The following is a 13,178-nucleotide window of genomic DNA, read 5'->3' as shown; positions in this document are numbered from 1 at the left end:
CGGTGGCTCTTACCTCAATTAGGCGATGCCCCTAATCCTTGACGAAGACGTGCGTTGTGAGACGCTTCAAAGCTTGGTTGTAAGCGTATGGGGGCGTTTAAGTTGAAAGCGACGTTTAGGGAATTGAAGCGGGGACTGTGTCTTGCTATTTGTGCGGCCTTGCTATGCGGGTGCCAGTCTGCCACGACGTATACCGCGATGGAACAAGGCGTGGACGATCAGAAGTGCACGATGTTCGGCTACAAGCCGGGCACCGATGACCATCGGCGATGCATGTTCTACACTTACGGCGAGCGCGAACGGCGGACGGCCGCCAATAATCAGGCAGCGGCGGCGGTGCTGGTCGGCGCAGCCGTCGTGGGACTCGCGGCCGCCGCGGCCGCAAGCTCGCCTCGCTATCACTACTGGTGCGGCCGCTGGACCTGCTACTATTATTGAGGCGGCGGCCCGTGATCACGGATGGCCTGACTTTGACTGCATCAAGAAAGCCGATCGCTCTGTCTTATCGGCAAACTCGGTCCGGCACAAAATAGCACTGAAATTGTCCCACCTGTTCTAGGGGTAGATAAAAATGGGACAAAAAAGGCGAAAAACTAGGAAAAACCACGCCTGAAATGAATGGTTGGTGCCCCATGCCGGAATCGAACCAGCACTCCTTTCGGAACTCGATTTTGAGTCGAGCGCGTCTACCAGTTCCGCCAATGGGGCACGGATACCTCTGAGGTAGCAAAAAAGCGTGTACACGATGCGTTTCGGGCCGGTCAACCGGGATTTTGACGATTGGGCCGGCCGGAATCACAAAACTGTGCGCTTCGCAGCTGCAGCGCATCATTTACAGCACCGGCAATCCTGCCTAAAAGGCTTCGAGATTAACTGGAACGCCCGCATGCTTCGCAGCCTTTACGACTGGACAATGTCGCTTGCCGCCCGGAAATCCGCTGAAGTCTGGCTGGCGGTCATTGCTTTCGTCGAGAGTTCCATCTTCCTCGTTCCCGCCGATGTCCTGTTCCTGCCGATGGCACTGGCCCGGCCGGAGCGCGCCTGGCGCTATGCTCTCGTTGCGACGGCGGCATCGGTGCTCGGCGGCATCGCCGGCTGGTATATCGGCCATTACGCCTTCGAGACGCTGGCCAAGCCCATCCTGCATTTCTACGGCAAGCTGGAAGCCTTCGAGCAGTTGAAGGCGTCGGTCGGCTACGAGACGCTCGTGCTGCTTTTGGTGACCTCCGGCCTTGCGCATCTGCCGCCGATCAAGGTGGTGACCATCCTTTCCGGCGCCGCCAATATCAATCTCGGCCTGTTCATCATTTCGGCGATCATCGCCCGCGGCGCGCGTTTCTTCGTGCTCGCCTGGCTGTTGCGCCGCTATGGCGAGGAAATCCGCCATTTCATCGAAAAGCGGCTTGGCATGCTGGCGGCGGCCGTTGCCGGCCTGCTGATCGCCATGTTTGCGGCCTATCGTTTCCTTGCGTGATACGCCTGATGGAGCTTTCCTTGAGCAATAGTTCGACACAGCCGGCCCGCGGCCTTGCCGCCTCCCTGGTGGCTACGTTCGGCATGGCGGCCACCGTCGGCGGCGCGCTCGCTTTCGAGCATATTGGCGGCTATATCCCCTGCGCGCTTTGCCTGATGCAACGCACGCCCTATTACTGGGGCATCCCGATCGGCATCCTCGCCATCGTCACCTCCATCCTGAAACTGCCGGTCTGGCTAACACGATCGCTGCTCGCCATCATCGGCATGCTGATGCTGGTCGGCGCCGGGCTCGGCGTCTACCATGCCGGCGTCGAGTGGCATTTCTGGGAAGGCCCCGCGACCTGCGCAACCTCGGCCGCGGGCGTGTCGACCGATGTCGGCGACCTGCTCGGCGATCTCGACAGCAAGCACGGCCCCTCCTGCACGGATGCTGCCCTGCGCGTTCTCGGGCTTTCCTTTGCGGGATGGAACGTCATCGCCAGCCTGATCCTGGCCGCCATCGCCTTGCGCGGCGCGGCCAAAGCATAACGCATCGGCGGCTTATGCAGCCGCTCTTTCAATCAATGTCCGTGGCGCAAAGCTATCAGGGCTGAAGTTCGACATCCCAGTAGAGATAGTCCATCCAGCTGTCATGCAGATGGTTCGGCGGGAAGAGCCGACCGTTGTTGTGCAGGTCCTGCACCGTCGGGTGAAACGGCTTCTGGTGCGGGAACATGCCCGCCTGGCGCGGTAGCTTGCCGCCCTTCCTAAGATTGCAAGGCGAACAGGCGGCCACGACGTTTTCCCAGGTGGTCTGGCCGCCGCAGCAGCGCGGGATCACGTGGTCGAAGGTCAGGTCATCCGGCGAGCCGCAGTACTGGCACTCGAACCGGTCACGCAGGAACACGTTGAACCGGGTGAAGGCCGGATGGCGCGACGGCTGCACATAGCTTTTCAGGCAGACGACGCTCGGCAGGCGCATGGTGAAGCTTGGGGAAGAAACCTGGTGGTCGTATTCTGCGAGGATATGCACACGGTCCAGGAAAACCGCCTTGATCGCGTCCTGCCAGGACCAGAGCGACAAGGGGTAGTAACTCAGCGGCCTATAATCAGCGTTCAGCACGAGCGCTGGAAGGCCGTGTGGTGAGACTGCAATCGTCAAGCCAGTATACTCCTGCTCGATTCGACACCTGCACCTTCTATATTAGGCGCGTTGCGTCAGGATTGTGAAGCCAAAAGGAAAAAGGAAACAAAAGATTCGCTTTTTACCTTACGGCGCCACTGGCAGGCCGTCCCGGCGCATCTCGGTGGCATAATACGCCCAAAAAAGCCGGGCGGCGACACTGCGCCACGGAGCCCAGAGTTCCGTCAGCGAATCAAGCTCCCGCGCCGAGGGCCGGACCTCCAGCGTCAGCGCATGGCCGACAGCATTCTGCAGCGCCACGTCGCCGACCGGAAAGACGTCGGGATGACCGGCGCAGAACAACAGATAGACTTCGGCCGTCCAGCGGCCGACGCCCTTGATCGACGTCATTTCGCGGATAGCGGCGCTGCCTTCGATCGAGCAGATCGCCGCCAGATCGAGTTCTTTGCGAGTGACGGCCCTTGCAACCGCACGCAGGGACTCGGCCTTGGCGCGCGACAGTCCGAGCTCGCGGCAATCCTCGTCGGAGGCGGCAAGAACGGCCTCGGCCGAGATCTCGCCCAGCTTTTCCTCCATCCGCCGCCAAATCGCAGCAGCGCTGGCTTTGGAGACCATCTGTGAGACGATGATATTGGCGATGCCGCGATAGCCCGGATCGGCGCGGCGCAAAGGCACCGGTCCGGCCTTGGCAACCACCGGCTCCAGCCGCGCATCGAGCATCACCAGCCCCTGCAACCCGGCGGCAATATCCTCATGCGTGCGGATGATCCGCATCTCAGTCCTCCAACGAAAGCGGCGCTCATGCGATTCGCCCACAAAAGACGTGAAACAAATGGTCCGGCGCGTTCATCCGTGGCAAGAAGAAACATGAACGCGCTATTGCCAAAACAAACGGTCTTTCGATTCGCGCCGAGCCCCAACGGCCAGCTTCACCTCGGTCACGCATTGTCGGCCATTCTCAATCATGACATGGCAAGGGCGACTGACGGATGCTTGCTGCTGCGGATCGAGGATATCGATACTACCCGCTGCACGCCGGAATTCGAAGCCGGGATTTATAACGATCTCGCCTGGCTCGGATTGTCATGGGAAACACCGGTCCGCCGGCAATCCGAGCATCTCGATCTGTACCGGCAGGCGCTCGGTCGATTGATCGACCGGGACCTGGTCTATCCCGCGTTTCTGACACGGGGTGCGATCAAGGCTGCGGTTGCCGCGTTCGAAGCGAGGGGCAAGGCCTGGCCGCGCGATCCGGATGGAGCACCGCTCTATCCCGGCGAGGAGCGGAAGCTATCAGCCGCCGGCCGCCAGAGGATGCTTGCCGGCGGCAAGCCGCATACCTGGCGGCTCGACATGGACAAGGCGATCGCGGAACTGGACGCACCGCTAACGTGGCAGGAAACCGGCGCGGAGCCGAACGGTGAAACGGGACAGATCACTGCCGATCCGGCCGCCTGGGGCGATGTCGTCCTGTCGCGCTCGGATGCGCCCTCGAGCTACCATCTCGCCGTGACGATGGACGACGCGCTGCAGGGGGTGACGCATGTGGTGCGCGGATGCGACCTCTATCATGCAACCTCGGTGCATCGGCTGCTGCAGCGGCTACTCGATCTTCCCGAGCCCGTCTACCATCATCACCACCTCGTCCTAGGGCCGGACGGGCGAAAACTGTCGAAGAGCAACAAGGACACGGGGATTGCGGCTTTCCGCGATGCCGGAAAAACACCAGACGATGTTCGGGCGTTGATCCTATAGGCTATTTTCCTTGCCGGTTTGCGTCGTCTGAGCCTCTTCCTTCGTCCCCCTGAAGCTGCGCATCACCATGCGCTTGACCTTGTATTTCAGGATCGCCGCGTTGATCTCCGCACCGATGATGAAGATCGCGCCGACGATATAGAGGAAGACCAGGGCAATCATGATCGAGGCGAGCCCGGCATAGGTGGAAACATAGTTGGCGAAGGTGGCAAGATAGGAGGCAAAAATATAGGCGCCGACCGACCAGGCGATCAGCGTCAGGACGATACCCGGCAGCACGTCGAGGATTTTCCGGTGTCCATCGGGAAGCCAGAGATGGCTGACGATCAGAGCCGCCGTCAGCATGACGAAGACGCCGGCGAGGCTCCAGCTATCGAGCAATGCCAGAAGATTGTTGAACCATGACAGGTAGGTCCCGGCATAACGGACAGCCAGCGGCACGGCCACCAGCAGGATGCTGACGATCGCCAGCACCAGCACCCCGGCCAGTACAAAACCAAGGCTCGCCACGCGCGTCTTGTACCAGGGCCTGCTTTCGGCGACGCGATAGGCGCGGTTGAGCGATACACGCAGCGCCTCGACGCCGTTCGATGCGAAATATGCGGCGGCAAGCACCGATATGGTCAGAAGTCCGCCGCGCGGAATGGTCAGCACCTGAACCACCTCGTCGGAGATCGGCTTGGCGATCGATTCGGGCCAGGTATCGAAGATGAAATGCACGGCAGTGGTGGCAAACTGGTCAGCGCCGAGAAAGCTGCCGAGCGCCGTGCCGAAGATCAGGAAGGGAAAGATCGCCAATAGGGTGGAAAGCGCGACATGGCTTGCCATCGCCCAGCCGTCATCCTCGCTGAAATGCCAGAGCGCGTCGAAAATGACCTTCCAGGCTATGCGAATGAAGGCCGGCATTCTCTCTCCAACTGATTCAGCGGTTCTCTGCGATTGTAACCCGTTCCTGAATATGGGAAACCGGGCGGTAATTTCTACAGGGTTTGACCAGAATGACCGACCGTCCCTCGATAATCGTCACCGGCTGTTCTTCCGGCATCGGCGCCTGGTGCGCCAGGGCACTCGCCAGGGACGGCTGGAGGGTGTTTGCGACCGTCCGGCGGGTGGAGGATCTCAGGTCCCTGGAAAACGACGGTATTGAAACCTTCCTTATGGATTATACCAAAACGGACACCATATATTCTCTTGTGGAACAGGTGTTTGCCCGCACGGGTGGCAGGCTGGACGCACTGTTCAACAACGGCGCCTATGGCCAGGCTGGCGCAGTCGAGGACCTACCGGTGGAAGCTCTTCGCCTACAATTGGAAACCAATGTCATCGGCTGGCACGACCTGACGCGGCAGGTCATCCCGGCCATGCGGGCGCAGGGTCACGGCCGCATCGTGCAATGTTCCTCAATTCTCGGCATCGTGCCGTACAGGTGGCGGGGCGCCTACAATGCGTCGAAATTTGCGCTCGAAGGCCTGACGCTGACGATGCGCATGGAACTTGCCGGAAGCGGCATCGAGGTGAGCCTGATCGAGCCCGGGCCGATCACATCGCGCTTCACCGCCAATGCGATCGCCTATGTCGAGCGTTTCATCGATCTGAAGGGCTCGGTGCATGCCAGGGAGTATGAACGGCAGATGCGGCGGCTGAAGGGCGAGAGCGCACCCGCCAGAGGCAAGCTCGGGCCAGACGCAGTCTATGCTGCGCTGAAACGCGCATTGACGGCAAAGAAGCCGAAGCCGCATTACATCGTGACACAGCCGGCAAAACAGGGCGCGGTTCTGAAGAAGCTACTTCCGGCCGGTCTGTTCTATCGCATCATCGGCCGACTCGGCTGACGGAAAGACGAGGGGTATTCACATGAACAGTTTTATGACCGGATTGACGCTGCTCGTCATGGGCCTCGTCGCTGTCGTTCTCATCCGCGGCCTTATAAACATGATGAGGGGCGGCGACGGCAACACCTCCAACAAGCTGATGCAGGCCCGCGTGCTCCTGCAGGCGGTCGCGATCGTTCTGATCATGCTGACGCTGTTGTTCACCGGCGGCGGTCGCTGACCCATGGTGCGGCTCAACAAAATCTACACGAGGACCGGCGACGACGGCATGACGGGGCTCACCACCGGGCCGCGCCGGCTGAAGAGCGACCTGCGCGTCGAGGCTTATGGCACCATCGACGAGGCAAATTCCTTCCTCGGCCTGGCGCGCCAGCATACCGCCGAGTTCGCGGCGCTCGATGCGATGCTGATGCGCATCCAGAACGATCTCTTCGACCTCGGCGCCGATCTCTCGGCACCGGATACGGGCGAGACGCTGCCTTATGAACCGCTGCGCATCATCGCAGCACAGGTAACCCGGATCGAAACCGAGATCGACGCGTTGAACGCCGATCTCGACCCGTTGCGCTCCTTCGTGCTGCCCGGCGGCAGCGGAGCGGCGGCAGCACTGCATATTGCCCGCACGGTCGCGCGGAGGGCCGAACGGCAGATGGTCGAGCTGGCGCGGATGGAAGGCGAGACCGTCAGTCATGAAGCGCTCGCCTATATCAACCGTCTCTCCGATTTCCTCTTCGTCGCGGCGCGCTGGGCGAACGGCAAGGGCAAGTCGGATGTGCTTTGGGTTCCGGGAAAAAACCGCTAGTCTCGCCACGCTACCATGCTTTCAGGGGATCTCATGTTCCTACCGCTGCACGACGCGAATTCCCTGAAACACATCAAGGTCCAATATGTCACGATCAGCCTGATCATCATCAATGTGATCGTCTGGCTGTTCACCGGGCCGCTGCTGGTGCCGGAGACCTTTTCCAACGCGACCGTCCTTAGCCTCGGCTACATTCCCGCCATCGCCTTCGACTATGCGCAACTGACGCCCGATCTCGTACTCGTGCCGGATGAGGCCACTTATATCACCTATGCGTTCCTGCACGGCGATTTCTGGCATCTGGCCGGCAACATGCTGTTCCTGTGGGTGTTCGGCGACAATGTCGAGGATGCGCTGGGGCATGTCCGCTACCTGATCTTCTATCTCCTGTGCGCCGCCGCCGGCGCCGTGACGCACGGGCTCATCGACACCGCCTCCGAAACGCCGCTGATCGGCGCGTCCGGCGCGATCTCCGGCGTGGTCGCCGCCTATTTCCTCCTGCATCCAAAAGTTCGCGTCTGGGTGCTGGTGCTCTTTCGCATCCCCCTTCCCCTTCCTGCCTTCATTCCGCTTGCGTTCTGGATCGGACAGCAGTTCTTCATGCTCGTGGCCGATCCCGAGAGCGGCGTTTCCTGGGGCGCGCATGTGGGCGGCATCATTGCCGGGCTGGTCCTGGTTGTCATTTTGCGACGTCGGGACGTACCCTTGTTCGATCGCACGATCGTCACGCCGCGCGCCGTCCGGCATGTGGAGGCAACGCCCGCCATCCTATCTCCCGTTGGCGCCGAAAACACGAGAAAGCCCACTCCTTGGGGAAGACCGTCATGATACAGCGCGGGAAGGACGGCGCCTGGCAGAATATTCCTATTAAAAACAGTTAATTAGAGCCATGGCCGAGCTGCCGTGTTGGATGTTGGCCGCAAAAGCGCACAAGTCACTTGCGATTTAATGTTGACGCACACGTAAACGTAAGTATTTTTCCTGTCGCATTCTTCTGGCCGCCGGAGGGGCGAAGATTGTAATTGGAGAAAAAACGCGTATCGATGTCGCCAACCGACAATCAGGCATCTGCGTTAAAGCGCATTTTCTCGGCAAACGTCTTGTAAGGAAGGACACCATGAAAATCCTTGTCACCGTAAAGCGGGTGGTCGACTACAACGTGAAGATCCGGGTGAAGCCGGATGGTTCCGGTGTCGAGCTTGCCAATGTGAAGATGTCGATGAACCCGTTCGACGAGATTTCGGTCGAGGAGGCGCTGCGGCTGAAGGAAGGCGGCAAGGCGTCCGAAGTGGTGGTCATCTCCGTTGGCCCGGCCAAGGCCGAGGAGACGCTGCGCACGGCGCTTGCCATGGGCGCCGACCGCGCGATCCTGGTCGAGACCGACGATGCAGTTGAACCTTTGGCCGTCGCCAAGATTATCAAGGGCGTCGCCGAAGCCGAACAGCCCGGCCTGATCATCGTCGGCAAACAGGCGATCGACGACGATTCGAACCAGACCGGCCAGATGCTGTCGGCGCTGCTCGGCTGGGCGCAGGGCACCTTTGCCTCCAAGGTCGAGATTACCGACGGCAAGGCTCAAGTCACCCGCGAAGTCGACGGCGGCCTGCAGACCATCGAGATCAAGCTGCCGGCGGTGGTCACCACCGACCTGCGCCTCAACGAGCCGCGCTACGCCTCGCTGCCGAACATCATGAAGGCGAAGAAGAAGCCGCTCGACAAGAAGACGCCTGCCGATTTCGGCGTCGATACCACGGCCCGCCTCAAGGTCTTGAAGACCGAAGAGCCATCGGGCCGCAAGGCCGGCATCAAGGTCAAGTCCGTTGCCGAGCTGGTCGACAAGCTGAAAAACGAAGCCGGCGTGCTTTGATCCGGAAGATTTGAGGAGATTACGATATGGCCATTCTTCTTCTGGCAGATCACGACAACGCAACCCTGTCCGACCAGACCGCCAAGGCTCTGACGGCCGCGACGAAAATTGCCAGGGAAACGGGGGGCGATGTGCATGTGCTGGTCGCCGGCTCGGGCGCCCGGGCGGCCGCCGACGCCGCCGCCACACTCTCCGGCGTGTCCAAGGTGCTGCTGGCCGATGACGCCGACCTTGCCAACAATCTCGCCGAGCCGCTGGCGGCGCTGATCGTTTCGCTGGCCGGCAGCTACGACACGATCCTTTCGGCAGCGACCTCGGTCGGCAAGAACGTTTTGCCGCGCGTTGCCGCCCTCCTGGATATCGCCCAGATCTCGGAGATCACCGAGGTGATCTCGGCCGACACCTTCAAGCGGCCGATCTATGCCGGCAACGCCATCCAGACGGTGCAGACGAGCGAAGCGAAGAAGGTGATCACCGTGCGCACCGCCTCCTTCGCCTCGGCGGCGGAGGGTGGTTCTGCGCCGGTCGAAACCGTTGCCGCCGCCGCCAATCCGGGCCTGTCGAGCTTCGTCAAGGATGCACTGTCCTCCTCCGACCGGCCGGAACTGACCTCGGCGAAGGTCATCATCTCCGGCGGCCGAGCGCTCGGCTCGGCCGAGAAGTTCCAGCAGGTGATCCTGCCGGTCGCCGACAAGCTCGGCGCCGCCGTCGGCGCAAGCCGTGCCGCCGTCGATGCCGGCTATGCCCCGAACGACTGGCAGGTCGGCCAGACCGGCAAGGTCGTGGCGCCTGAGCTCTACATCGCCTGCGGCATCTCCGGCGCCATCCAGCATCTAGCCGGCATGAAGGACTCGAAAGTCATCGTCGCCATCAACAAGGACGAAGAAGCGCCGATCTTCCAGGTCGCCGATTACGGCCTCGTCGGCGATCTGTTCGATATCCTGCCTGAACTCGAAAAGGCGCTCTGAGTTCCTGCAAAAACATCATGAACGGCCGTGCAAGCCAGCGCGGCCGTTTTTCGTTTTGCAGGCGACGCGAATGTCCGGTCTCGGTTGCTCCGCCCGTGAATAAAGGCTGGAAAATTGGGCGCGATGCCTTTATCACTTTCAGCCGGAACGCTCTCCTGGAGCGGTTCATTTGCTCTTTGCCTGAAAACGGAAGCGCGTCCGCCCTTTCGTACTGATGATGGAAAATCGGCTCGATGATCAAGAATGTCGGAATTGTTGGCGCTGGACAGATGGGCTGCGGCATTGCCCAGGTATCGGCTGCGGCCGGTTACAAGGTGCACATCTACGACATTGCCGCCGATCGCGTCGAAGCCGGGCTTGCAACCATCAACGGCAACATGGCCCGGCAGGTTTCCTCCGGCAAGCTGACCGACGAGGAACGCAAGAAGGCACTGTCGCTGATCAAGGGATCCGCAGACATCAACGACCTCAGCCAAGCGGATCTCGTCATCGAGGCCGCGACCGAGAACGAGAGCATCAAGCGCAAGATCTATGGCCAGGTCTGTCCGGTCCTCAAGGCCGATGCTATCCTCGCCACCAATACCTCCTCGCTGTCGATTACCCGGCTTGCTTCCGCGACCGACCGGCCGGAACGCTTCATGGGCATCCACTTCATGAACCCGGTGCCGGTGATGAAGCTGGTCGAGCTGGTGCGTGGCATTGCGACCGGGGAAGAAACCTTTACGACCGCCAAGCAGTTCGTCACGGCGCTCGACAAGACGATCACCGTTGCGGAAGACTTCCCGGCGTTCATCGTCAACCGCATTCTCCTGCCGATGATCAACGAGGCGATCTACACGCTCTATGAAGGTGTCGGCAGCGTTGACGCCATCGATACGGCGATGAGGCTCGGCGCCAACCATCCGATGGGACCGCTGCAGCTTGCCGATTTCATCGGCCTCGATACCTGCCTTTCGATCATGCAGGTTCTGCATGACGGCCTGGCGGATTCCAAATACCGCCCCTGCCCGCTTCTGGTCAAATATGTCGAGGCCGGCTGGCTCGGCCGCAAATCCGGTCGCGGTTTCTATGACTATCGCGGCGACGTTCCCGTACCCACGCGCTAATCCTGTGGCCGACCGCGATCCTCGCCATGGCGGCAAAGGAAGCCGGCGCGCGCGAACAGGCCGATGGACGCCGTTCGCTGTTAGAGAGCGCCTGAAGGCATCGCTGCGATAGCGGCCTTGACCAGCGCCCTGGCGTCGTCGCTGTCCCAGGCGGCTGGCCCGTTCATCGAGGAGATCAGGCAACCCTTTTCATCCATCAGCAGCGTGACCGGCAGGCCGAAGGCGAGACCTTCCTTTTTCAGCGCGTTGAACACGCCCATGGAGGCATCCCGGTAGTAGCCGAGATCATGCACGCCGATTTCGTTCAGAAAGGCCTTCGGCTTTTCGTCGCCGCCGATATCGATGTTGACGGCCACCACTTCAAACTTGTTGCTGCCAGCAGCCTTCTGCAGGGCGTTCAACGCCGGCATCTCCTCGCGGCAGGGCACGCACCAAGTGGCCCAGAGATTGAGGAGAACGGTCTTGCCGGTAAAATCGCCAAGCGTCAGATCCTTGCCGTTCTTGTCCTTGAAGGTCAATCCGGTAAGCGGGCGTGGCTCGCTGACCGGCGCCATGGCGGCGACCTGGCCTTTCAGGAACGGCGTGATCGCAGCCACCTTATCTTTTGCCGCCTCGCAAGCCTTTGCATCTGCGGTTTCCACCGGCGCACCATTGCCAGACCCGCTTTCCCTGACGTATACCGCTGCCGCACCGGCGATCAGCCCGAAAAGGGCAGCGATCACCACAAGTCTGGCGGCAGGAAGGCGTTTTTGTCGGTCTGTCACTTTATTTTCCAAAACGGGTCATTCTCCAGGGCGGGCATCTTCATGGGCGACGGCACTTCCGAAACCAAAAGCTCCAACCAGATGTGGGGCGGGCGCTTCGCGCAGGGGCCTGCAGCAATCATGGAGGAAATAAATGCCTCGATCGGCTTCGACAAGAAGCTTTTTGCCCAGGATATCCGCGGCTCAATAGCGCATGCGACCATGCTTGCGCATCAAGGCATCATTTCGGTCGAGGATAAAGACAAGATCGTTCACGGCTTGAGCACAATCCTGTCAGAGATCGAGAGCGGCCAGTTCGAATTCTCCCGCCGGCTCGAAGACATCCATATGAACGTCGAGGCGAGGCTTGCCACACTGATCGGCCCGGCTGCCGGACGTCTGCATACCGCCCGTTCGCGCAACGACCAGGTGGCGCTCGATTTCCGCCTCTGGGTGAAGGAAGAACTGCAGAAGACGGAGATGATGCTGACGGCGCTGATTGCCGCCTTCCTCGACCGCGCCGAAGAGCATGCCGAGACGGTGATGCCCGGCTTCACCCATCTGCAGACCGCCCAGCCCGTCACCTTCGGACATCACTGCATGGCCTATGTCGAGATGTTCGGCCGCGACCGCTCGCGCGTGCGCCATGCCATCGAGCACATGGACGAAAGTCCGATTGGCGCGGCAGCCCTTGCCGGCACCGGCTTTCCGATCGACCGCCACATGACGGCAAAGGCGCTCGGCTTCCGCGAGCCGACGCGCAATTCGATCGACACCGTCTCCGACCGCGATTTCGCACTGGAATTCCTGGCGATCGCCTCGATCTGCGCCACCCATCTGTCACGGTTGGCAGAAGAGATCGTCATCTGGTCGACGCCGCAATTCGGCTTCGTGCGCCTCTCCGACGCCTTCTCCACCGGCTCCTCGATCATGCCGCAGAAGAAGAACCCGGACGCCGCCGAGCTGGTGCGCGCCAAGACCGGACGCATCAACGGTTCGCTGATCGCTCTTTTGACGGTGATGAAGGGCCTGCCGCTCGCCTATTCCAAGGACATGCAGGAAGACAAGGAACAGGTCTTCGACAGCGCCGAAAGCCTGGAACTGGCGATTGCGGCCATGACCGGCATGGTCCGCGACATGACTATCCGCGCGGACCGGATGAAGGCCGCCGCCGGTTCCGGCTATTCCACCGCGACCGACCTTGCCGACTGGCTGGTGCGCGAGGCGGGCCTGCCCTTCCGCGACGCCCATCACGTCACCGGCCGGGCGGTGGCACTGGCCGAGCAGAAGGGTTGCGAGCTTGCCGAGTTGTCACTCGAAGAGCTGCAGGCGATCCATGCTGATATCACCGACAAAGTCTTCGATGTGCTGACAGTCGAGGCCTCGGTTGCCAGCCGCACTTCCTTTGGCGGCACGGCACCGAGCGAAGTGAAGAAGCAGATCGCCTGGTGGCGGGCGCGGAACTGAGGTCAAGATTCAGGGTGCACAAGGCCTTGAAAACTCGAT

Annotated in this window: 16 protein-coding genes and 1 tRNA gene; 12 read left to right on the top strand and 5 right to left on the bottom strand. The window is 61.1% G+C overall.

Features of this window, described 5'->3' with window-relative positions; all coding sequences use genetic code 11:
- Positions 1–198 precede the first annotated feature (198 nt).
- Positions 199–438 carry a hypothetical protein gene (locus ACSQ2Z_RS05240; protein WP_436080225.1) on the top strand — a complete coding sequence of 80 codons (240 nt, stop codon included), beginning with the start codon at positions 199–201 and terminating at the stop codon, positions 436–438.
- Positions 439–623: 185 nt separating this feature from the next.
- Here ACSQ2Z_RS05240 and ACSQ2Z_RS05235 read toward each other — a convergent pair.
- Positions 624–708: transfer RNA gene (locus ACSQ2Z_RS05235), tRNA-Leu, on the bottom strand.
- A gap of 178 nt (positions 709–886) precedes the next feature.
- Here ACSQ2Z_RS05235 and ACSQ2Z_RS05230 point away from each other — a divergent pair.
- Both ACSQ2Z_RS05230 and ACSQ2Z_RS05225 read left to right on the top strand, forming a co-directional pair.
- Positions 887–1,474 (top strand): YqaA family protein, encoded by a 588-nt coding sequence (locus ACSQ2Z_RS05230; RefSeq protein ID WP_436080224.1) that lies wholly within the window; start codon positions 887–889, stop codon positions 1,472–1,474.
- Between the two features lie 8 nt (positions 1,475–1,482).
- Positions 1,483–2,004 (top strand): disulfide bond formation protein B, encoded by a 522-nt coding sequence (locus tag ACSQ2Z_RS05225; RefSeq protein ID WP_436080223.1) that lies wholly within the window; start codon positions 1,483–1,485, stop codon positions 2,002–2,004.
- A 55-nt stretch (positions 2,005–2,059) separates the two neighbouring features.
- Here the strand turns inward: ACSQ2Z_RS05225 and ACSQ2Z_RS05220 are convergent, their stop codons facing one another.
- Both ACSQ2Z_RS05220 and ACSQ2Z_RS05215 read right to left on the bottom strand, forming a co-directional pair.
- Positions 2,060–2,617, bottom strand: a complete 558-nt coding sequence (locus ACSQ2Z_RS05220; RefSeq protein ID WP_018327092.1) for an HNH endonuclease — start codon at positions 2,615–2,617, stop codon at positions 2,060–2,062.
- Between the two features lie 108 nt (positions 2,618–2,725).
- Entirely contained in the window at positions 2,726–3,373 is a 648-nt protein-coding gene (locus tag ACSQ2Z_RS05215) for a DNA-3-methyladenine glycosylase family protein (protein WP_436080222.1), read from the bottom strand.
- Positions 3,374–3,466: 93 nt separating this feature from the next.
- Between ACSQ2Z_RS05215 and gluQRS the strand changes: the two genes are divergently transcribed.
- Positions 3,467–4,354, top strand: a complete 888-nt coding sequence (gene gluQRS / locus ACSQ2Z_RS05210; RefSeq protein ID WP_436080221.1) for a tRNA glutamyl-Q(34) synthetase GluQRS — start codon at positions 3,467–3,469, stop codon at positions 4,352–4,354.
- Here gluQRS and ACSQ2Z_RS05205 read toward each other — a convergent pair.
- Complete coding sequence (locus ACSQ2Z_RS05205; protein WP_436080220.1) at positions 4,349–5,260, bottom strand: YihY/virulence factor BrkB family protein; 912 nt, start codon at positions 5,258–5,260, stop codon at positions 4,349–4,351. The two genes, gluQRS and ACSQ2Z_RS05205, sit on opposite strands and share 6 nt — an antisense overlap.
- A 92-nt stretch (positions 5,261–5,352) precedes the next feature.
- On the opposite strand from ACSQ2Z_RS05205, the gene ACSQ2Z_RS05200 reads away from it, so the two are divergent.
- From ACSQ2Z_RS05200 to ACSQ2Z_RS05170, 7 genes are all read left to right on the top strand, one after another.
- On the top strand, positions 5,353–6,186 hold the full coding sequence (locus tag ACSQ2Z_RS05200) for an SDR family oxidoreductase (RefSeq protein WP_436080219.1): 834 nt from the start codon (positions 5,353–5,355) through the stop codon (positions 6,184–6,186).
- Between the two features lie 22 nt (positions 6,187–6,208).
- The gene (locus tag ACSQ2Z_RS05195; protein ID WP_436080218.1) at positions 6,209–6,406 is read left to right on the top strand and encodes a twin transmembrane helix small protein; all 198 of its coding nucleotides are present in this window, start codon (positions 6,209–6,211) and stop codon (positions 6,404–6,406) included.
- A gap of 3 nt (positions 6,407–6,409) precedes the next feature.
- Positions 6,410–6,988, top strand: coding sequence for a cob(I)yrinic acid a,c-diamide adenosyltransferase (locus ACSQ2Z_RS05190; RefSeq protein WP_436080217.1), 579 nt, complete (start codon positions 6,410–6,412; stop codon positions 6,986–6,988).
- A gap of 33 nt (positions 6,989–7,021) precedes the next feature.
- Complete coding sequence (locus ACSQ2Z_RS05185) at positions 7,022–7,816, top strand: rhomboid family intramembrane serine protease (RefSeq protein WP_436080216.1); 795 nt, start codon at positions 7,022–7,024, stop codon at positions 7,814–7,816.
- Positions 7,817–8,105: 289 nt separating this feature from the next.
- The gene (locus ACSQ2Z_RS05180) at positions 8,106–8,855 is read left to right on the top strand and encodes an electron transfer flavoprotein subunit beta/FixA family protein (protein WP_436080215.1); all 750 of its coding nucleotides are present in this window, start codon (positions 8,106–8,108) and stop codon (positions 8,853–8,855) included.
- Between the two features lie 26 nt (positions 8,856–8,881).
- The gene (locus ACSQ2Z_RS05175) at positions 8,882–9,823 is read left to right on the top strand and encodes an electron transfer flavoprotein subunit alpha/FixB family protein (protein ID WP_436080214.1); all 942 of its coding nucleotides are present in this window, start codon (positions 8,882–8,884) and stop codon (positions 9,821–9,823) included.
- 233 nt (positions 9,824–10,056) lie between these two features.
- Positions 10,057–10,929: a 3-hydroxybutyryl-CoA dehydrogenase gene (locus ACSQ2Z_RS05170; RefSeq protein ID WP_436080213.1), complete on the top strand. Its 873-nt coding sequence runs from the start codon at positions 10,057–10,059 to the stop codon at positions 10,927–10,929.
- Between the two features lie 80 nt (positions 10,930–11,009).
- On the opposite strand, the gene tlpA is transcribed toward ACSQ2Z_RS05170, so the two are convergent.
- A complete protein-coding gene (gene tlpA, locus ACSQ2Z_RS05165) occupies positions 11,010–11,693 on the bottom strand; it encodes a thiol:disulfide interchange protein TlpA (protein ID WP_436080212.1) in 684 nt (227 codons plus the stop codon).
- Positions 11,694–11,735: 42 nt separating this feature from the next.
- Here tlpA and argH point away from each other — a divergent pair, with 42 nt between their 5' ends.
- Positions 11,736–13,139 carry an argininosuccinate lyase gene (argH, locus tag ACSQ2Z_RS05160; RefSeq protein ID WP_436080211.1) on the top strand — a complete coding sequence of 468 codons (1,404 nt, stop codon included), beginning with the start codon at positions 11,736–11,738 and terminating at the stop codon, positions 13,137–13,139.
- The last annotated feature ends 39 nt before the right edge of the window (positions 13,140–13,178 follow it).

This window comes from Pararhizobium sp. LjRoot235 (assembly GCF_964254145.1).
In the GTDB taxonomy this organism is placed as follows: Bacteria; Pseudomonadota; Alphaproteobacteria; order Rhizobiales; family Rhizobiaceae; genus Pararhizobium.
Note: the sequence above shows the minus strand (reverse complement) of the source record. Positions and strands in the feature narration are given on the sequence as shown.